At 65.7% G+C, this 18,222-nt stretch carries 18 protein-coding genes; 7 read left to right on the plus strand and 11 right to left on the minus strand.

Features of this window, described 5'->3' with window-relative positions:
• Positions 1–28: 28 nt before the first annotated feature.
• The 4 genes from HTY51_RS03085 to HTY51_RS03100 all read right to left on the minus strand — a co-directional run bounded on the left by HTY51_RS03085 (position 29) and on the right by HTY51_RS03100 (position 4,728).
• A complete protein-coding gene (locus HTY51_RS03085; protein WP_174251355.1) occupies positions 29–1,672 on the minus strand; it encodes an MFS transporter in 1,644 nt (547 codons plus the stop codon).
• Between the two features lie 25 nt (positions 1,673–1,697).
• Positions 1,698–2,954, minus strand: coding sequence for a nitrate/nitrite transporter (locus tag HTY51_RS03090; RefSeq protein WP_174251356.1), 1,257 nt, complete (start codon positions 2,952–2,954; stop codon positions 1,698–1,700).
• 252 nt (positions 2,955–3,206) lie between these two features.
• On the minus strand, positions 3,207–3,668 hold the full coding sequence (locus HTY51_RS03095) for a hypothetical protein (protein ID WP_174251357.1): 462 nt from the start codon (positions 3,666–3,668) through the stop codon (positions 3,207–3,209).
• A gap of 142 nt (positions 3,669–3,810) precedes the next feature.
• Positions 3,811–4,728, minus strand: coding sequence for a LysR family transcriptional regulator (locus HTY51_RS03100; RefSeq protein WP_174251358.1), 918 nt, complete (start codon positions 4,726–4,728; stop codon positions 3,811–3,813).
• A 125-nt stretch (positions 4,729–4,853) separates the two neighbouring features.
• Here HTY51_RS03100 and HTY51_RS03105 point away from each other — a divergent pair, with 125 nt between their 5' ends.
• The 5 genes from HTY51_RS03105 (at position 4,854) to HTY51_RS03125 (ending at position 9,288) form a co-directional block, all read left to right on the plus strand.
• Positions 4,854–5,822, plus strand: coding sequence for a tripartite tricarboxylate transporter substrate binding protein (locus tag HTY51_RS03105; RefSeq protein ID WP_174251359.1), 969 nt, complete (start codon positions 4,854–4,856; stop codon positions 5,820–5,822).
• Between the two features lie 32 nt (positions 5,823–5,854).
• Positions 5,855–6,754: a L(+)-tartrate dehydratase subunit alpha gene (gene ttdA / locus HTY51_RS03110; RefSeq protein WP_174251360.1), complete on the plus strand. Its 900-nt coding sequence runs from the start codon at positions 5,855–5,857 to the stop codon at positions 6,752–6,754.
• Complete coding sequence (ttdB, locus tag HTY51_RS03115; RefSeq protein WP_174251361.1) at positions 6,751–7,359, plus strand: L(+)-tartrate dehydratase subunit beta; 609 nt, start codon at positions 6,751–6,753, stop codon at positions 7,357–7,359. Before ttdA ends, ttdB begins: the two co-directional genes overlap by 4 nt.
• Before the next feature lie 334 nt (positions 7,360–7,693).
• Positions 7,694–8,038 carry a helix-turn-helix domain-containing protein gene (locus HTY51_RS03120; protein ID WP_174251362.1) on the plus strand — a complete coding sequence of 115 codons (345 nt, stop codon included), beginning with the start codon at positions 7,694–7,696 and terminating at the stop codon, positions 8,036–8,038.
• Positions 8,035–9,288, plus strand: coding sequence for a type II toxin-antitoxin system HipA family toxin (locus HTY51_RS03125; RefSeq protein ID WP_174251363.1), 1,254 nt, complete (start codon positions 8,035–8,037; stop codon positions 9,286–9,288). The genes HTY51_RS03120 and HTY51_RS03125 overlap by 4 nt, the downstream gene beginning before the upstream one ends.
• A 5-nt stretch (positions 9,289–9,293) precedes the next feature.
• Here HTY51_RS03125 and HTY51_RS03130 read toward each other — a convergent pair whose 3' ends face one another.
• Both HTY51_RS03130 and HTY51_RS03135 read right to left on the minus strand, forming a co-directional pair.
• Positions 9,294–9,971 (minus strand): response regulator transcription factor, encoded by a 678-nt coding sequence (locus HTY51_RS03130; protein ID WP_174254144.1) that lies wholly within the window; start codon positions 9,969–9,971, stop codon positions 9,294–9,296.
• On the minus strand, positions 9,961–11,895 hold the full coding sequence (locus HTY51_RS03135) for a type IV pili methyl-accepting chemotaxis transducer N-terminal domain-containing protein (RefSeq protein ID WP_174251364.1): 1,935 nt from the start codon (positions 11,893–11,895) through the stop codon (positions 9,961–9,963). The genes HTY51_RS03130 and HTY51_RS03135 overlap by 11 nt, the downstream gene beginning before the upstream one ends.
• Before the next feature lie 134 nt (positions 11,896–12,029).
• Here HTY51_RS03135 and HTY51_RS03140 point away from each other — a divergent pair, with 134 nt between their 5' ends.
• Entirely contained in the window at positions 12,030–12,467 is a 438-nt protein-coding gene (locus HTY51_RS03140; RefSeq protein ID WP_174251365.1) for a universal stress protein, read from the plus strand.
• Between the two features lie 9 nt (positions 12,468–12,476).
• On the opposite strand, the gene HTY51_RS03145 is transcribed toward HTY51_RS03140, so the two are convergent.
• The 5 genes from HTY51_RS03145 to HTY51_RS03165 form a co-directional block, all read right to left on the minus strand.
• Positions 12,477–13,232, minus strand: coding sequence for an SDR family NAD(P)-dependent oxidoreductase (locus tag HTY51_RS03145; RefSeq protein ID WP_174251366.1), 756 nt, complete (start codon positions 13,230–13,232; stop codon positions 12,477–12,479).
• 18 nt (positions 13,233–13,250) lie between these two features.
• The gene (locus HTY51_RS03150; protein ID WP_174254145.1) at positions 13,251–13,898 is read right to left on the minus strand and encodes an RluA family pseudouridine synthase; all 648 of its coding nucleotides are present in this window, start codon (positions 13,896–13,898) and stop codon (positions 13,251–13,253) included.
• Between the two features lies 1 nt (position 13,899).
• Positions 13,900–15,975 carry an ATP-binding protein gene (locus HTY51_RS03155; RefSeq protein ID WP_174251367.1) on the minus strand — a complete coding sequence of 692 codons (2,076 nt, stop codon included), beginning with the start codon at positions 15,973–15,975 and terminating at the stop codon, positions 13,900–13,902.
• Between the two features lie 13 nt (positions 15,976–15,988).
• The gene (locus HTY51_RS03160; RefSeq protein ID WP_174251368.1) at positions 15,989–16,906 is read right to left on the minus strand and encodes an adenylate/guanylate cyclase domain-containing protein; all 918 of its coding nucleotides are present in this window, start codon (positions 16,904–16,906) and stop codon (positions 15,989–15,991) included.
• Between the two features lie 113 nt (positions 16,907–17,019).
• Positions 17,020–17,535, minus strand: a complete 516-nt coding sequence (locus HTY51_RS03165) for a hypothetical protein (RefSeq protein WP_174251369.1) — start codon at positions 17,533–17,535, stop codon at positions 17,020–17,022.
• A 138-nt stretch (positions 17,536–17,673) separates the two neighbouring features.
• Here HTY51_RS03165 and HTY51_RS03170 point away from each other — a divergent pair, with 138 nt between their 5' ends.
• On the plus strand, positions 17,674–18,219 hold the full coding sequence (locus HTY51_RS03170; protein ID WP_174251370.1) for a cyclic nucleotide-binding domain-containing protein: 546 nt from the start codon (positions 17,674–17,676) through the stop codon (positions 18,217–18,219).
• Positions 18,220–18,222 lie beyond the last annotated feature (3 nt).

Here is an 18,222-nt window from a genome sequence, read left to right on the forward strand (position 1 = left end):
ATTCGTTGTGACGCGCGATACGGGTAAATCAGGGGTTCTTCACGTAGGCATTCGCGCGCAGGTAGAACCACCAGTTCAGCACCAGGCACAGGGCGTAGAAGACGGCGAAGCCGTACATGGCGTACTGCGGCGTGCCGGCCTTGATCTGGGCGCCGATCACCACCGGGGCCACGAAGGCGCCGTAGGCGGCGATGGCCGAGGTCCAGCCCAGCACCGGGCCGGCCTGGCTGCGGTCGAAGATGACGGCGATGGTGCGGAAGGTCGAGCCGTTGCCGATGCCGGTGGCAAAGAACAGCACGATGAACAGGCCGATGAAGGCCGGGAAATACTGCTCGGGCGTGGCCGACTGGTAGGCCTGCAGCATCACGTAACCCACGGCGCCCGAGGCCACCACCATCACGGCCGAGATGATCTGCGTGACGATGGAGCCGCCCACCTTGTCCGAGATCCAGCCGCCGATGGGGCGCACCGCGGCGCCGACGAAGGGGCCGATCCAGGCGTAGGTCAGGGCGCTGGGGGCGTTGGGGTTCTTGGCATGGACCCAGGCGTTGGTGGCCACGTCGAACATGTGCGTGCTGCCGAAGATCACGGTGATAGACAGGGGCAGCGCCATGGAGAAGCCGATGAAGCTGCCGAAGGTCACGATGTACAGCGCCGTCATGGACCAGGTGTGCTTGTCCTTGAAGATGGCGAACTGCTTGTCGATGTTCTCCTTCATGGTGCCGAAGGCCGTGAGCTTCATGACCAGCAGGGTGCTGATGATGATCAGCGGCATGGCCAGCCACATGTTCAGCAGGCCCAGGCCGGTGGGCGCGGGCAGGTAGAGGTAGAGGCCCACACCGGCCGGCAGGAAGGACAGGGTGTAGAGCCAGACGATCTTGATGAAGGCGCTGATCGTGCTGCCGACGCTGTTGTCCACGCCCGGCGTGACCGTCTTCAGGTTGTTCATGCCGAACCAGCACAGGATGGACAGCGGCACCAGCGAGAGCAGCCAGGCGAAACCTGCGTTCTGGATGAAGGTGGGCGTGCCCGCGGCGATCTTGCCGAAGATCCAGCCGCTGTCCTTCACCAGCGTCATCGATTCGCCGCCGATGGTGCCGAAGATGCTCACCGTCATCACCAGCGGGATCACGATCTGCATGGTGGTCACGCCGAAGTTGCCCAGGCCGGCGTTCAGACCCAGCGCCGTGCCCTGCAGGCGCTTGGGGAAGAAGGTGCCGATGTTGGACATGGAGCTGGCGAAATTGCCGCCGCCCACACCCGACCACAGGGCCATGAGCTGGAAGGCCCACAGCGGCCAGTCTTTATGTTGCAGGGCGATGCCGGTGCCGATGGCCGGGGCCAGCAGCATGGCGGTGGTCAGGAAGATGGTGTTGCGACCGCCGGCCAGGCGGATCAGGAAACTGGCGGGGATGCGCATGGTGGCGCCGGCCAGGCCCGCGATGGCGGTCAGCGTGAAGAGTTCGGCCTGGGTGAAGGGGAAGCCCAGGTTGAGCATCTGCACGGTGATGATGCCCCACATGCCCCAGATGGCGAAGCCGCAGAGCAGGGCCGGCACCGAGATCCAGAGGTTGCGGTAGGCGATCTTCTTGCCCGTGCTTTCCCAGAACTTTTCGTCCTCGGGGCGCCAGTCGGTGATGGTGGCACCCGATTCCCTGGTGTTGGTGTTCATGATGGTTCCTTGGGATGAATAAGGGTCAGCCCTTGAGGCTGAAAGCGGTGGCCTGCGAGCCCATGACCTGGGTGCGGCGCACTTCGGTCCAGTACATCCAGATCAGCGAGACCCAGACCACGCCGTACATCAGCATGAAGGCGCTGGAGCGGATGCCGGTCAGGTCGAGCAGCACGCCGAACAGGATGGGCAGCACGAAACCGCCCAGGCCGCCGGCCAGGCCGACGATGCCGCTGATGGTGCCGATATTGGTCGGGTAGTCGTCGCTGATGTACTTGAACACGCTGGCCTTGCCGAAGGCCCAAGCGATGCCCAGGATGAACATCAGGCCGGTGAAGGCGTAGACGTTGAGGCCGAAATGGAAGGTCTTGGGGCCTTCGATGGTGGTGACGGTGAAGTCGAACTGCGGGTAGCTCAGCAGGAACAGGCAGATCCAGCTCACCCACATGACCCACCAGGTCACGCTGTGCGCGCCGTACTTGTCGCTGAGCCAGCCGCCCACCGCACGCAGCACGCCGCCGGGCAGCGAGAAGCAGGCCGCCAGCAGGGCCGCGGCGCGGATGTCCAGGCCGTATTCACCCACGTAGTACTGCACCATCCACAGCGAGAGCGCGACGTAGCCGCCGAAGACGATGCTGTAGTACTGGCAGTACTTGATGACCTTGGGGTCCTTCAGGGCCTTGAGCTGGTCGCTGAACTTCACGTTGCTCGGCACCAGGTGGGCCGGGTCGCTGTGGCTGAACAGCCAGAACACGACGACCGTACCCAGCATGATGGCCGCGTAGACCTGCGGCACCATGGTCCAGCCGAAGGCCACTACCAGCGCGGGCGCGATGAACTTGTTGACCGCCGCGCCCGAGTTGCCGGCGCCGTACACGCCCATGGCAAAACCCTGGCGGTTCTTGGGGTACCAGCGCGCCACGTAGGGCGTGCCCACCGAGAAGGAGCCGCCGGCCAGGCCCACGAAGAGGCCGATCACCAGGAAGTGCCAGTAGGCGGTGGCGTAGGCCATGAGCCAGATGGCCGGCACGGTGGCGGCCATCAGGATGGCCATGACGATGCGCCCGCCGTACTTGTCGGTCCAGATGCCCAGCGGCACGCGGATCAGCGAGCCGGTGAGCACCGGGGTGGCCGTGAGCAGACCGAATTCGGTGGCGTTGAGGTTGAGCGCCTTCTTGATCGGGATGCCGATCACGCCGAACATCATCCACACCATGAAACACACGGTGAAGGCCAGCGTGCTGACGATCAGCACCGAGAGCGCTTGTCTGTTTCTGTCCATGTACATCTCCTTTGGGGATGTGTGGACTGTAGAAATCAGCAGCTGGCCCCGCCATCCTTCATAGGTAGCGGGAGGGGGGATGGGCATCCTCCGAAAGAACTAGTCGGACGGTTTAATTGGCCGGGGCTTGAGGTGGATCAAATGTTGGGAAGGGCTGGATTCGACCCGATCCGGACAGTCGCTACCCACGAAAGCAGACGCTCAAGGCTGTATTCGGCAGCCGCGCAGTCTGCTTCGACACATATTTCGCAGTCATACTGCCGCGACAAGGTGCGTTGCGTCTCCGTGAAACCAAATGGTTTGAAACTGACCTAAGCCGTCCGCAAGTTCCGGTTGCAGCCTGGCAATGATCATCTCGTCGGTGAGTACAGTAAGCCCGTTGCGGTAGAACAGCAGGTGAACAGGGCATGCGACTGAATAGCGCTTCGCCAGCTTCTTGCGCAACGTTGTACGAGAGACGTCATCCCCTGAAGCAACGGCGACACCGTCGGGGGACTTGAGCGCGGCCGAAGCTGCAGCAGCGAACTCTGGCGCGCATGTCTCTGCCAGTTCGAAACCAGCGGGTTGCCCGGAGAACTCGCAGAGGATGTCGGGTTCACCAAGAGCAGCCAAACCCTTGCGCTCGGACCCCGTTGTCACAGGCAATCCGGACGAGAGCACGAACCTGCGGAACATCTCCAGCTCGACGATGGACTTGCTCTCCTCAGTGCTCATTTGATACCACCTAATGAATGATGTACCAGTGATTGGAAGTCTAGCCAGCCCAGCTTAGCTCGCCTATCCCCAGAATGGGGGATCAACGTCCGCTATCCGGACTTCAACACGACAGGCCGCTCTTGGCCGTAAGCCGACGCGACTACGAAGCCCGGGACGCCGCAACCACAAAGTCCAGAAAGGTCTTGACCCGCAAGGACGTTCGATGCTGCTGGGCGTAGACGGCATAGATGTCGGCATCCGGGCTGTTGTAGCGGGGGAAGAGCTGAACCAGACGACCCGAAGCCAGGTATTTCTTGACGTCCCACTCGGCCCGCAGCAGGATGCCGTGGCCGTCCAGCGCCCAGTTGACGGCAATGCCACCGTCATTGGTGGTCAGGTTGCCCCGTATCCTGACGTTCTGCGTGGCCTCGGTCTTGCCCTTGCCTTTGGTCGTCGAGAAACGCCACACGCCATACGCTTCATCACCCTGGCGTATGCCGATGCAGTTGTGCTGGGTGAGATCGCCGGGTGTCTTGGGTTCCCCGTGTTTCTTCAGGTACATGGGGGACGCGACGACGACCCTGCGATTGGCGGCAATGAACCTGGCGACGGAGCGGGAGTCCGGCGGGTTACCGAACCGGAAGCAGATGTCGTAGGCGTCGTCGCCGCTGGGTGGCGGGTTGACCGACAGCTGCAGCTGGATGTCCACCTTGGGGTATTTCCGGACGAAGTCGGAAATCAGGGGGGCAATGTGGCTGCGCCCGAAGCCCAGTGTTGCGTTCACCCGCAGCAGGCCCTGGGGTGCGACGGTGGAGCCCAGCAGCTGGTCCTCCATCTCGCTGATGTTGCCCACGATCTTGCGCGCGTGATCCAGGTAGACCTCGCCTTCCGGGGTGAGGCTCATGCTGCGGGTGGTCCGGTTGAACAGCGGCACACCCAGACGCGACTCCATGAGCGACAGGTGCCGGCTGACGGCCGCCGGGGTGATGCCCTGCTCGCGCGCCGTCTTGCTGATGGAGCAGGCGGTGGCCAGGGCGAGGAAGAACTCGATGTCGGCCGGGTTGATCAGCTTGCTCATTATTTTTAATCTAATGTTAATAATGCTTTGAATATTCGGCCGAATTTTAAATTCAGATGCCACTAAAGTTCAAGCCATCCGATACCAGCCGGTAAACGAAATCCTCAAGACCCAAGGAGACAAACATGGCGCACAAGTTCACCCACCACGTTCTGGCAGCCGTCCTGTGCGGCGCCACCGGATTCGCCTCGGCACAAGCCTGGCCCAGCAAGAACGTCACGATCGTGGTTCCCTTCCCTGCAGGCGGAACGACGGATGTGCTGGCGCGCGCCGTGTCGACCAAGCTGTCGGCCGCCATCGGCCAGCCTGTGATCGTCGAGAACAAGCCCGGTGCCGGCGCCACCCTGGGCGCGGCCGCTGTGGCCAAGGCCTCCGCTGACGGGCACACCTTGCTGATGGGCGCCGTCCATCACACCGTGGCCACCAGCTTCTACAAGAACCTGTCGTACAGCTTTGAAAAAGACTTTGCCCCCATCACGACTGTGGCGCTGGTGCCCAACGTGCTGGTGGTGAGTGCCAAGGCGCCTTACAGCAGCGTGAATGATCTGGTAGCCGCCGGCAAGGCATCGCCGGAGAAGCTGTCCTATGGCTCCAACGGCAACGGCACGGCGCAGCACATGATCGGCACCCAGTTCCAGATCGAGACCGGTGCCAAGGTTCTGCACGTGCCCTACAAGGGCAGTGCTCCGCTGACCACCGACCTGCTGGGCGGCCAGGTGGACATGTCCTTCGACACCATCACGCCGGTCCTCCCCTTCATCAAGGACGGCAAGCTCAAGGCCCTGGCGGTGACCACCGCCAAGCGTTCATCCACCCTGCCCGATGTGCCCACCTTGCAGGAGGCCGGCATTCCCAACATCGCGATCGGCACCTGGTTTGGCCTGCTGGCGCCGGCCGCAACACCCAGGAACGTGGTGGCACGGCTGAACACCGAGGTGGTGAAGATCATCAACTCGCCCGAGTTCAGGAAGCAGATGCAGGACATCGGCGCCGAGCCCGTCGGCAACAAGCCCGAAGAGATGGCGCGGCAGATCAAGGAAGAGACCGAGAAGTTTGCCCAGCTGGTCAAGGCCGGCAAGGTCACCCTGGACTGAGTCCACGCATCACATACCCGGAGTAGAGCCCCATGGACAAACAAGCAGCCGCCGCCGACCTGACCCACCTGATGTCGAAGTTCACTTCGTACATCGGCAAGCGGCTCCCCACCGATGTGACCCAGAAGCTGGGGGAACTGCGCGCGAAGGAGGTGAACTTCCTGGCCAAGGAAGTCTACGAATCGATGCGCCTGAACCAGGAGGCCGCCGACAAACTGGACCGTCCCAGCTGCCAGGACACCGGTGTGATCCAGTATTTCCTGACGGCCGGCGCGAACTTCCCCCTGCTGGGTGAGCTGGAGGGCATCCTGCTGGGCGCCACCGAAGGCGCCACCAGGGACGGCCCGCTGCGCCACAACGCGGTGGAGACCTTCGTCGAGAAGAACACCGGCACCAACACCGGCACCAAGATCCCGTGGCTGGACTGGGAAATCGTCCCCAACGACGACAGCGTCACCATCGACGTCTACATGGCCGGCGGCGGCTGCACGCTGCCGGGCGCCGCCAAGGTGCTGATGCCGGGCCAGGGTTACGAGGGCGTGGCCGAGTTCGTGTTCGACGTCATCACCTCGCGCGGCGTCAATGCCTGCCCGCCGCTGCTGGTGGGCGTGGGGGTGTCGACCTCGGCCGAGACCGCGGCGCGCCTGTCGAAAAAGGCCATCCTGCGGCCGGTGACTTCGCACCACAGCAACGACAACGCCGCCCTGATGGAAGAGCTGATGACCGAGGGCCTGAACGAGCTGGGCCTGGGCCCGCAGGGCCTGACCGGCAACGCCAGCGTGATGGGGGTGAACATCGAATCGTCAGCCCGTCACCCTTCCACCATCGGCGTGGCGGTCTCCACCGGCTGCTGGGCACACCGCCGCGGCAAGATCAGGATCAAGGCCGACATGTCTTACGAAGTCATCTCGCACGAAGGATTCAAGCTGTGAAAAAGATACTCACCACCCCCATCAGGGACGAAGACCTGGAGTCGCTGAACATCGGCGACGTGGTCTACCTGACCGGGACCTTGGTCACCTGCCGTGACGTGGCGCACCGCCGCCTGATCGAACTCGGCCGCGAGCTGCCGGTGGACCTCAAGGGCGGTGCCATCTTTCATGCCGGGCCGATTGTTCGCCAGAAGGAAGACGGCGAGTACGAGATGGTCTCCATCGGACCGACCACCAGCATGCGCATGGAGAAGTTCGAGAAGGAATTCATCAAGCAGACCGGCGTGAAGCTGATCGTGGGCAAGGGCGGCATGGGACCGGAGACCCAGGAAGGCTGCGTCGAGAACAAGGCGGTACATGCCATCTTCCCGGGCGGTTGCGCTGTGCTGGCAGCTACCAAGGTGGAGAAGATCGAAGCGGCCGAGTGGAAAGACCTGGGCATGCCCGAGACCCTGTGGGTCAACCGCGTCCGGGAGTTCGGCCCGCTGATCATCTCGATCGACACCAAAGGCAAGAACCTGATCGAGGAGAACAAAGCGATCTTCAATCAGAAGAAGAAGCCCATCCTGGAGCGCATCAACGCCCAGATCCGTTTCATCAAGTAATCGGCATGAGACCAAAAAAGCCACCGCGAGCGGTGGCTTTTTCTTTGTCACTGTGTATGGACCGGAGACATGGGTAACGGGTGTGCGGGGACATAGGAAACACCTCGGATGTCTCAGCAATCTGTGTGCATGACCCACCGATCCACCCGCATGGATTGACCTCATGAGATCAAATTCTAGTCAGATGGTTTATGAGGTTGGTATTTTGACCCCATGGGATCAAAATATGTGATCAAGCACTGATTTCTTGATATGGACAATTTTTGATCTTACAAGGTCAATATTGATTGCCAAGATGAAGATTTGGAGATAAAGTGACCCCAAAGGGTCAAAAATGAAGATAGCACTGAACAACCTCCCAGAGCTGGCGAGCCTGCTGGAAAGCGAGCGCAAGCGCCAGAAGCTGACGCGGGCGCAGGCTGCGGCTGTATGCAATGTGAGCCCCTCCTTCATCCGGGATGCGGAGACGCAACCGGAGCGTTGTACCCTAGGCAAGCTGGCGCAACTGGTCAACGGGCTGGGGTTGTTGATGAGCATCACGAGCCGTCATGAGAGCGAACGTGGCACTGATGTGTTGAGGCCGGGCTTTGCGGAAGCTCGTGCAACAGATGAGCTAAGACAGTCTCCAGGCGGCGGGATCATCAACAGCGCGCGGCAACGCAGCGGGAAAGAGAAATGATCCGCCTGCGCGTCTGGGCCAATGCCCGCCCCATGGGCTGGCTGGGCCATGAGGACGGCGTCTACTTCTTCGAGTACGACGAACAGTGGCTTGAGCAGCACGGCGGCTTTGTGCTGGCGCCCGGTTTCCCCCTGCGCAAGGAACGGTACACCGGAGAAGGTGTGCGGACCTTCTTCGCCAACCTCTTGCCCGAGGGCGCGGCGCTCGAAGACATTCTCAACGCCATCCAGTCACGCGATGCTTCTCCCTTCGAGATGGTCGGCAGGCTGGGGGCCGAGCTGCCGGGTGTGCTGTCCGTGCTGCCCGAGGGGCAGGCGCCGCGGATCGAGCAGCAGTACGAGCCTCTGAGCCATGAGCAACTGAGCAAGCGATTGGCCGAGCGAGGTGAAAAGCCGCTGCTGCTGTCCAACCCCCAGGCGACGATGTCGCTGGCGGGGGCGCAGGACAAGATCGGTCTGCGCTTCGATGCCAGGACGGGGCGCATCAGCGACAGCGTGGGGGCTTCGCCCACCACCCATATCTTCAAGCCCGACACGCGGCTCAAGGCCTTCCAGCCTAGCGCGATCAACGAATACGCCTGCATGACGCTGGCACGTGCCGTCAAGCTGCCGGTGCCCAAGGTCTGGCTGCTGCGTGTGCCCGAGGCGGTCTACGTGGTGGAGCGTTATGACCGCGTGATGGTGGCCGGCAACATCCTGGGGCTGCACCAGATCGACGGCTGCCAGTTGCTGCAGGTGGGCTCGGACTGGAAGTACCAGCGCAACGCCGGGCTGGTGAGCCTGTCCAGGCTGGTGACGGCGCTGCGGGGCCTGCAGGTCACCGGGCGCGATCTGCTGGAGTTGCAGCGCTGGGTCATGTTCAACTACCTGATCGGTAACTCGGACGCGCACGCTAAGAACATGTCGGTGCTGATTGATGACACGGGTTACAGGCTCGCGCCTTTCTACGATCTGTTGTGCGTGCAGGCCTACGGCGACAACCGTCTGGCGCTTTTCATCGGGGACGAAGAGGAATTCGGTGCGGTGGGTGCGCACTCCTGGGAAGCGTTCTGCAAGGACTGCGGTTTCCGGTATGAACAGACCATGACCGAGTTTCGCAAGATGGCCACAGCGGTCGTCAAAGCGTGGGCCAAGATCCGCGATGGCATGCGCTCCGACGAGAAGACGACGCCAGAGGAGCAGCAGTTGATCCAGCGCATGGATGGTGTCATTCAGGCCAACGCACAAGCCGCCAGGTCGATGACGGGTTGACCCGTTCAGCTCACCCCCGCACTCGTCGCCAGCACGGCCGCCTGCACGCGCGTGCTCACGTCGAGCTTGCGCAGCACGTGCTGCACGTGGATCTTGACCGTGGTCTCTGCGATGCCGAGCTCGGTGCCGATCTCCTTGTTGCTGGCGCCGCGCGCGATGCCGCGCAGGATGTCGCGCTCACGTGGCGAGAGCTGCCCCAGCAGGGCCTGGGCCGGGCTGGGGGCGGGTGGGGCCGCTGGCGGTGCAGCCCCGCCATTCTGGAAGGCCGAGACCAGCTTGCTGGTCATCTCGGGCGCCACCACGCTTTCACCGCGCATGACACGGCCGATGGCCGTGGCCAGGGCGTCGCCCTCGATGGTCTTGAGCAGGTAGCCGGCGGCGCCGGCCTTGAGCGCGGTGCCCAGGTCCTGCTCGTCTTCGCTGACGGTGAGCATGAGCACGCGGGCCTTGGGCGCGGCTTCGCGCAGGGCGGGCAGGGCGTCCACGCCGCGCACACCGGGCAGGTGGTTGTCCAGCAGGATCAGGTCGGGCTGCAGGTCCTGGGCGCGGCGCTGGGCTTCACCGGCATCGGCGGCGTCGCCCACCACCTCGAAGTGGGGCTCGCGCGAGAGCAGGGCGATCAGGCCGCGGCGGAACAGGGTGTGGTCGTCGACCACCAGGATGCGGGTGCGCTCAGGCAACATGTTCAAGGGGACCGGGTAGCGGGAGGGTGGGGGCCGGTGCGCGGGCGGCCACCAGCTGGGCCGGCAGGGTCAGCACCATGGAGGTGCCGGCGCCCGGGGTGGAGATGAGCTCGACGCGCGCGCCGATGCGTTCGGCGCGTTCACGCATGATGCGCAGGCCCACGTGGCTGTCGTCGATGCTGCCGTCGCGGGTGTCGAAGCCGCTGCCGTCGTCGCGCACCTCGAAGCGCCATTCGGGCTGCTGCTGAACGTCCAGCCAGACCTGCGAGGCGCGGGCGTGCTTGCGCACGTTGGAGAGCGCCTCCTGCACGATGTGCAGCACCTGGATCTGCAGGTCGGGCGCCAGCGGCAGGCCCTGGCCCTGCATCTGCAGGTGGGCCTTCAGGCCGCTTTGCAGCTCGAACTTGTGCAGGGTGGTGGTGAGCGCCGTCTCGATGTCTTCGGTGTTGGTGCGGGTGCGGAAGTGCATGAGCAGTTCGCGCACGTCGCCATAACTTTCGCGCACGCCGGCGTCGATCTCTTCCAGCACCGTGGCCATGTGCTGGCGGTCGCCCGCGGCCAGGGCGTCGCGCATGAGTTGCACCTGGATCTTGAGGAAGGCGAGCGACTGCGCGATGGAGTCGTGCAGCTCGCGCGCCAGCAGGTGGCGCTCTTGTGCCACCGCGGCTTCCATGTCCAGCGCGTTCAGGCGCAGGTTCTCCATGGCGCCGGCCAGATGGCTGGCCAGGGCTTCGAGCAGGGAGCGCTCGGCCTCCGAAGGTTCGGTGCGGGCGTGGAAAAACAGATCCACCTCGCCCATCAGGCGCTCGTGCAGGCGCACCGGGATGTTGACCAGCGACTCGAAGCCGGCCTGCCCGCACAGGCGCTCGCGGGTGTCGCCCAGGGCGTGGATGGGGATGACACGCAGGCTGGCATCGGCCGCCATGCCGGCGCCGCAGTCGCAGTCACCCTTGTGGATGCAGTGTTCGGCTTCCACCATCTCGGCGGGCAGGCCCTGGGCGGCCAGCATGAGGTAACGCTGGTTGCTCTGGTCGGACCAGCGCAGGGCCACGCCGTCGGCGTGCGCGATGCGCTGGATGGCGCGCACGAAACCCTGGGCCAGTTCGTCCAGCGTGGTGGCACGCGCCACCAGGGCGGTGACTTCGTAGAGGCTGGCCAGGCGTTCGCGCTTTTCTTCCAGTTCGGCGGTTTTCTCGGCGACCTTGGCTTCCAGGTGGCGGTACATGGACTGCAGGTGCGCGGCCATGTCGTTGAAGCCCGTGGCCAGGGTGCCGAATTCGTCGCTGCTGACGTGGTCCACCCGCGCGTCGAAGTCGCCGCCCTGGATCTTCTCGATGGCGCGCTTGAGCTGGCCCACGGGCTCCAGCACCAGCAATTGGCCCACGTAAAGCATCACCACGGCACCCAGGATGACCAGGGCCATCAGCGTGGTCTGCAGCAGGTGCAGGATGGCGGTCCAGCGCGAGATATGGGTTTCGATGCCGTGCACGAAGGCATCGATATGGCCGACGAAGGCGATGGTCAGTTCGCGCAGCTGCTGCGGCAGCGCGGGGATGGCCGGGCCGGCCAGCAGCTGGCGGAAACCGGCCCAGTCGTCTTCGAGCACGGCAAAACGCGCCTGCACGGTCTCGTCCCAGGGCACGAAAAGCGGGCGCTCGGGGTCGCCATGGCGCAGCACGGCGAGGCTGCCTTCGAATTCCTGCACCAGCTGGGGCAGTTCGCCGGTCTGGCCGGTGCCCAGGCTCAGCGCCATGCGGTAGGCCTGCATGCGCATGCGCCCGGCCTCGTTGACCGCGGCGGCGCCGCCGTCGAGCTGCCAGGACACCCACAGCGTGGCCGCCGTGGCCAGCAGGGCCAGCAGCAGGAAGGGGGTGGCAGCCAGGGTCAGCTTGGTCGCCAGGCTGCGTTGTTGGCGGGGTGTCATGGTCGTCGTTTTCAAGGTGCCCAGTGTGCCGCCATCGCGGCCGGCCCGGGGGCTCCGAATCTTGATACGGATCAAGTCGCCGCGCAATAGGCGGCCTAAAGTGAGGCTGTCACGCTCACGTCCAGGAGGTTTCCATGTTCCAGCACATCCTGCTTCCCACCGATGGTTCCGAGCCGGCCCAACGCGCGGTGCAGCGCGGCGTTGAACTGGCCCGGCGCCTGGGCTCCCGGGTCACGGTGATGACCGCGCTCGAACACTTCCCGGCCGGCATCATGGCCAGCGGCTACCGGCCCCATGACGATCTGCAGACGGTGCCCGGCCTGCAGGCCGCCGAGGACTGGCTGGCGCAGGCCGAGGCGGTGGCGCGGGCCGCTGGCGTGCCTTGCGAGCGCCTGCTGCTGCGTGACCAGGCGGTGGTGTACCGCGCCATCCTGGATGCGGCGCAAAGCTGCGGGGCCGACCTGATCGTCATGGGCACGCACGGCATGGGCCTGATCGAGCGCCTGTTCGTCGGCAGCCAGACGCAGCGTGTGCTCGCACACACGAACATTCCGGTGCTGACCTTGCACTGAGGGCGCAGGCTAGCCGCGGATATCCGCCACCGGCTCGCTGCCGAAATCGGGACGGGCCAGATAGGCCAGCACCTTGCGCGCGGCCGCCTCGGGGCTGTCGAGCTGGCCGCCGCTCTTGAGCTGCTCGAAGCGCGCGCGGTCTGGGAAGGCCGCGGCATCGGCGCCGCGCAGCTGTACCTGCATGTCGGTGTCGATCACGCCGGGGGCCAGGGCGCAGACTTTCGCGCCATTCGGCTTGAGGGCCTCTTCGAGGGCCAGGCAGCGGGTGTAGTGGTCCATCCCCGCCTTGGCGGCGCAGTAGACGGCCTGCGAGGCCATGGGCCGGCGGCCCAGGCCGGAGGAGATGTTGAGGATGCGGCGCGGCATGCCCCAGCCTTCGGTGGCGGCGAGGAAAGCGGCGCTCAGCGCCATGGGTGCTTCCAGGTCCACGCGCAGGGCCTGGGCCAGGTCGTCGGGTTCGATGTCCGACAGCGGCGCAATGTGGGGGATCATGCCGGCGTTGTTGATCAGCGTGGCGCTGGCAGGGCGTGGCCCCTGTTTGTTCAGCCACTGGCGCAACATCGCTGCCGCTTCGCGGCTGTGCGAGAGGTCCAGCGGCCACTGTTCCAGCTGGCAGCCGGCCTGTGCCGCCTGTGCGGCCAGCGCAGCGTTTTCCTGGCGCGAGATGCACAGCAGGGAATGACCAGGCGCCAGCAGCTGCTGCGCCATGGCCAGCCCCATGCCGCGCGAGGCGCCGGTGAGGATGTAGAGATGGGTGTCGGCCATGGACGTGCTCCAGGGAAATCAGAAGGGGGGCGGGCTGTGCCACAACATGGGCGCGCCCGTGAGGGGGTGGGTGAGTGCCAGCTCGCAGGCGTGCAGCTGCAGGCGCGGGCAAGGCGCCTGGGTGTCGGCATCGGCATACAGTGCGTCGCCCAGGATGGGGTGGCCGATGGCCTGCAGGTGCACACGCAGCTGGTGGGTGCGGCCGGTGACCGGCTCCAGTTCCAGCCGGGTCAAGGGCCGGCCCTGGGCATCGGCCTCGTGCGCCAGCACGCGCCAGCGCGTGAGGCAGGCTTTGCCGTGCGCATCCACCTTTTGCCGCGGCCGGTTCGGCCAGTCGCTGTTCAGGGGCAGGTCGATCTTGCCCCAGTCGGCGGCCGGTGGCGGCAGGTGGCCGGCGACCAGCGCCACGTAGCGCTTGTGCACCTCGCGCGATTCGAAGGCCATGCTCAGCGTGCGCTGCATGGCCGCGCCGCGCGCCATCAGCAGCAGGCCCGAGGTGGCCATGTCCAGGCGGTGCACGATCAGCGCGTCGGGCCACAAGGCCTGCGCGCGGGTGCTGGCGCAGTCCTGCTTGTCGGCGCCGCGCCCGGGGACCGAGAGCAGGCCGGCGGGTTTGTCCAGCACCAGCAGCGCGTCGTCGGCGTGCAGGCAGCCCAGGCCCGGCATCTCAGCGTTTGTTGTCACCCTGGATGAGCCTCTGCACGGTGTCGCACAGCTCGGACACGTCGTTGGGTTTGTGGATCAGCGCGCTGGCGCCGGCCTCCAGCGCATTGGCTTCGATCTCGGGCGTGATGTAACCCGAGGCCAGAGCCATGGGCAGCTTGGGGCGGATGCGGCGCGCATCGTTGAGCAGTTCCACGCCGCTGTAACCCGGCATGTTGTAGTCGGTGACCAGCAGGTCGTAGTCGTCGGGGTGGGCGCGCAGGGCCGCCAGCGCGGCCTGGGGGTCGGTGTAGACGCTGACCTTGAAACCGCGCCGGCCGAGCACGCGCTCGACCAGGAAGGCCAGGGCCTGGTCGTCGTCCACGTACATCACGTGGCGGCCGAAGCCCATGACGGTCTGCAGGCGCGCCGGCTCGACCGGGACCGAGGGCACGTCGTCGTCGGCCACCGGGAAATACAGGGTGAATTCGCTGCCCTGGCCCGGCGCGCTGCTCACATCCACCGTGCCCAGGTGGGTGCGCATGACGCCGTGCACCACGGCCAGGCCCAGGCCCGTGCCCTGGCCGACCGGCTTGGTGGTGAAAAAGGGCTCGAAGATGCGCTGCAGGGTTTCGGGCTCCATGCCGCTGCCGCTGTCGCGCACGGACAGGGTCACGTAGCGGCCTTCGGCCAGGCCCAGGCGCTGGCACTCCAGCATGTCGGGGCTGCAGCTGGCCAGGGCGATGCTGACCGTGCCGCGCACGCCGCCGATGGCGTGGATGGCGTTGGTGCACAGGTTGATGAGCGCCTGCTCGACCTGGGTGGCGTCGGCCAGCACGGGCGGGGTGTCGTGCAGGCGCACCTGCAGATCCACCGCGGGCGGCAGCGTCACCTTCATGAGGCGCACCGATTCCTGCACCACCTCGGCCAGCAGGATGGCGTGGCGCTTGGGTGCTTCGTTGCGGCTGAAGGTCAGGATCTGGCGCACCAGGTCGCGCCCGCGGCGGCCGGCCTTCTCGATCTCGGTCAGGCAGACCTGTACCGGCGAGTCGCCCCCGGCGTCCTGGCGTGCCAGGGTGACGTTGCCCAGGATGGCGCCCAGGATGTTGTTGAAGTCGTGCGCGATGCCGCCGGCCATGGTGCCGATGGCCTGCATCTTGTGCGCCTCGCGCAACTGCGCTTCCAGGATGTTGCGCTGCGCCTCCATCTGGCGGCGCGCGGTCAGGTCGCGCGCGAAGACGGTGGTGATGTCGCCGTCACCCTCGGGCTGGCGTTCGCGCGAGACGCTGACCTCCAGCGCCAGCGGCAGGCCCTCGGCGGTGTGGCCGTTGACTTCGCCCAGGGTGGCCTGGGTCGAGAGGCGGGTGGCGGCGATGGCAGCAATGGCCCCGGGCAGGAAACGGCCCAGCGAGGTCTTGAGCGCCTGTTCGGGCGGGCACTGGAAGAGCGCGGCGGCGGCCGGGTTGAAGACGGTGATGCGCTGCTCGCCATCGACGCAGATGATGGCGTCCAGCGAGGAGTTGATGATGGCGGCCAGGCGGTTTTCGCTCAGGCGCAGTTCCTCGTTGCGCTGCTGCAGGGCCAGCGCGCTTTCCTGCAGGGCGCGGCGGCGTTCCTGCAGCGCGCGCCGCTCGGTCAGCAGCGGGCCCTGGTCGATCACGGCGCAGATGAAATGGGTCAGGTCACGGTCCTGCGAGTACTGGATGCGCGCGATGTGCAGGTCGCCGGTGAAGCGCGCCTCCAGGCCGCTGGAGAAGACCACCTCGTTGGTGTCGCTGTGGCCCTGGATCTTGGCCTCGTCCAGGGCGTGCTGCACGCGTTCCACGTGGTCGGGGGTGACCAGGGGCAGCAGGAAGTTCAGCGGGGGATCGGATTCGCGGGGGCGGAACAGCTTGAGCGCCATGGCGTTGCTCTGCTCCACCATGCCGAACTCGTCGACCACCATCAGCCCCAGGGGCACGTTGGAGAACAGGGATTCGAACCGTTCGGAGGCGCCTTCGGCGGCGATGCGGCTGTATTCGAGCGCGCTGTTCTGCTCCTCCAGTTCGGCCTGGTAGGCGCGCAGGTCGTCGATCAGCTTGGGGAGGGCCCGGCGGCTCATGAGCAGGCCCTGCTCAATTGTTCTTGTTGGTGAACCAGAAACTGACGATGGGGGCGGTCGGGTCGTCGAAGGAGGCCCCCAGCGCCATTTCGCCCTTGTCCAGCAGCACGCATTCCTGGCGGCGCAGCGAGATCACGGCGGAGGAACCGGCAAAACGCACCCAGGTGCCGTAGCTGCTGATGTCGGAGAGCACGAAGAGCTCACCGCGGCGGTCCAGCCGGGCGTGCGGGCGCGAGACGCGCGGGTCGAGCACGGCGAACTGGGCGTCGTTGCCGCGACCCAGGAAGACCGGCATGTCCATGGCCTCGAACAGGATGTTGTGCTCGCGCCAGGTCAGCTCGATGGTGCTGGGCAGGCGGCTGCTGGGTGCGCCGACCGTCTCCAGGCCGGCCTGCATGGTCATGATCTCGGAGGTGGTCTCGCGCTGCCAGTCGATGCGGTAGACGATGGCCGGCTCGCTCTTGCCCCGGATGTCCATGGGGCCGAGGTTGCGGTAGTTGATCTCGCCGTCGCCGTAGAGCGCGTCGATCACGCTTTCGGAGGCGAAGATCTGCTCGGCGCCGGAGAGGTCGCTCAGGCGCGAGGCCATGTTGACGGCATCACCGAAGCAGTCGCCGTCCTGCTCCACCACTTCGCCGCGGGCCAGGCCCACCTTGATCTGCATCTTGCTCATGCCGGGCAGGCTGCCGCTGCGCTCGCGCTGCATGCGCTGCATCTCGACCATGGCCAGCACGGCCGCCTGGTTGTCGCCAAAGGAGGCCAGCACGCCGTCGCCCAGGTACTTGATGACACGACCGCCGCGGGACTGGAAGAGCTTGCCGATCCAGTGGGTGGTGCGGGTGACCACTTCGGCGGCCTTGGCATTGCCCAGCGCTTCGAACAGGCCGGTACTTCCGGTCAGGTCGGCAAAGACAATGGTGAGGACGGCCATGCGATCGGAATTCTGGAAGGTATGCAGTGTGCTTATTATCGCCATCCCGCGCCGCGCCGGTACGCTGCCATGGGGGCGTCTTGATTTGTATCAAGTATACGGGCGCATGGCCCTCAGTTCGGCAGGGCGGCGCCCTGGCGCACGCGTTGCAGGGTCAGCTGCAGCAGGCGGGCATCGGCGCTGGCGCGGTGGCGCTGCGCGCCGCGTTCGCCGGCGATCTGCTGCTTGATGGTGTGCCAGCGCTCGGCCTCGTCCTCCTGCAGCAGGGCGCGCAGGTTTTCCAGCCGGAAGCGCGGCTGCTGGCCGGCCACGTCAAACAGCAGGGCCAGCCAGGTGTAGTCGTGGTTCCAGCCGTCGGAGTAGACGGTGCGCCCCTGCAACTGCTGGTTCAGCAGTTCGGCCACCTCGGCCACCGGGCGGCCGCGGCTGAGCAGGGCGGGGCGGGGGATCTGGTGCAGGCGTTCGGCCTGCGGGTCCCAGTGGGTCCACTGCGGCTCGGGTCGGATCAGGGTGCAGAACACATGGCCGTCTGGCAGCGCGTAGCCGATCTCGATCGGATAGCTGTGGCGGCCGAAGCCGGAGGCTTCCACGTCCAGCACGGCTGGTGGCGCCACGGGTGCGGGTTTCATCGCGGTCATTATGAGGAGGCCGGCCGATCCGTGCAATCGTGCGCAAAAGGCCGTGCCGCGACGTGCCAGCGCCGGCCACGCTGTGTAAGATGCGCCTTGTACCGCCAGCAGGCGGTGCGCCACAGGGGACACAAGCACATGGGCATCAATCCAGCCATCGTCCAGAACATCGCCGAGCGGGTGCGGGCCGAGGTCTTGCCGCAGCGCGCGGCCCCGGCGCTCAAGCTCGACCCGGCCATCATCCAGAAGATCGCGCAGAAGGTGCCGATCTTCGCCGGCATGAGCCAGCCCTGCCTGCTGGACACGCTGGCCACGGGCGAACATTTCACGGTGCAGGCCGGCGAAGCGGTGTTTCGCGAAGGCGACATGGGCAACTCCTTTTATGTGCTGATTGCCGGCGATGTCGTGGTCGAAAAGATGCGCGACGGCAAACCGGTCGAACTGGCGCGCCTGGGCCCGGGCGAGTGCTTCGGCGAGATGGCCCTGGTCGGCAACGACGTGCGTTCGGCCACGGTGCGCGCCTCCGGTTCGCTGGTGGCCATGCGTTTCTACCGCGAACTCATCGATGCCAACCCCGAAAGCGCTTCGGCCATCTACCGCAACATCGCCCGCATCCTTGCGGGCCGACTGGGCGAGTCCAGCCTCATGCTGGCCGACCTGAAGAAGCGCGACAGCGCGGCCTGAGTT

It is taken from the genome of Rhodoferax sp. BAB1, assembly GCF_013334205.1.
In the GTDB taxonomy this organism is placed as follows: Bacteria; Pseudomonadota; Gammaproteobacteria; order Burkholderiales; family Burkholderiaceae_C; genus Hylemonella.

Excerpts from the sequence above, each read along its gene's own strand:
- HTY51_RS03120 (WP_174251362.1), top strand. The coding sequence starts at position 7,694 with ATGAAGATAGCACTGAACAACCTCCCAGAGCTGGCGAGCCTGCTGGAA.
- HTY51_RS03150 (WP_174254145.1), bottom strand. The coding sequence starts at position 13,898 with ATGCCGGGCCTGGGCTGCCTGCACGCCGACGACGCGCTGCTGGTGCTG.
- HTY51_RS03160 (WP_174251368.1), bottom strand. The coding sequence starts at position 16,906 with ATGGCCGTCCTCACCATTGTCTTTGCCGACCTGACCGGAAGTACCGGC.
- ttdA (WP_174251360.1), top strand. The coding sequence starts at position 5,855 with ATGGACAAACAAGCAGCCGCCGCCGACCTGACCCACCTGATGTCGAAG.
- HTY51_RS03135 (WP_174251364.1), bottom strand. The coding sequence starts at position 11,895 with ATGACACCCCGCCAACAACGCAGCCTGGCGACCAAGCTGACCCTGGCT.
- HTY51_RS03130 (WP_174254144.1), bottom strand. The coding sequence starts at position 9,971 with ATGTTGCCTGAGCGCACCCGCATCCTGGTGGTCGACGACCACACCCTG.
- HTY51_RS03105 (WP_174251359.1), top strand. The coding sequence starts at position 4,854 with ATGGCGCACAAGTTCACCCACCACGTTCTGGCAGCCGTCCTGTGCGGC.
- HTY51_RS03090 (WP_174251356.1), bottom strand. The coding sequence starts at position 2,954 with ATGGACAGAAACAGACAAGCGCTCTCGGTGCTGATCGTCAGCACGCTG.
- HTY51_RS03165 (WP_174251369.1), bottom strand. The coding sequence starts at position 17,535 with ATGAAACCCGCACCCGTGGCGCCACCAGCCGTGCTGGACGTGGAAGCC.
- HTY51_RS03095 (WP_174251357.1), bottom strand. The coding sequence starts at position 3,668 with ATGAGCACTGAGGAGAGCAAGTCCATCGTCGAGCTGGAGATGTTCCGC.
- HTY51_RS03100 (WP_174251358.1), bottom strand. The coding sequence starts at position 4,728 with ATGAGCAAGCTGATCAACCCGGCCGACATCGAGTTCTTCCTCGCCCTG.
- HTY51_RS03145 (WP_174251366.1), bottom strand. The coding sequence starts at position 13,232 with ATGGCCGACACCCATCTCTACATCCTCACCGGCGCCTCGCGCGGCATG.
- HTY51_RS03085 (WP_174251355.1), bottom strand. The coding sequence starts at position 1,672 with ATGAACACCAACACCAGGGAATCGGGTGCCACCATCACCGACTGGCGC.
- HTY51_RS03140 (WP_174251365.1), top strand. The coding sequence starts at position 12,030 with ATGTTCCAGCACATCCTGCTTCCCACCGATGGTTCCGAGCCGGCCCAA.
- HTY51_RS03155 (WP_174251367.1), bottom strand. The coding sequence starts at position 15,975 with ATGAGCCGCCGGGCCCTCCCCAAGCTGATCGACGACCTGCGCGCCTAC.
- HTY51_RS03125 (WP_174251363.1), top strand. The coding sequence starts at position 8,035 with ATGATCCGCCTGCGCGTCTGGGCCAATGCCCGCCCCATGGGCTGGCTG.
- HTY51_RS03170 (WP_174251370.1), top strand. The coding sequence starts at position 17,674 with ATGGGCATCAATCCAGCCATCGTCCAGAACATCGCCGAGCGGGTGCGG.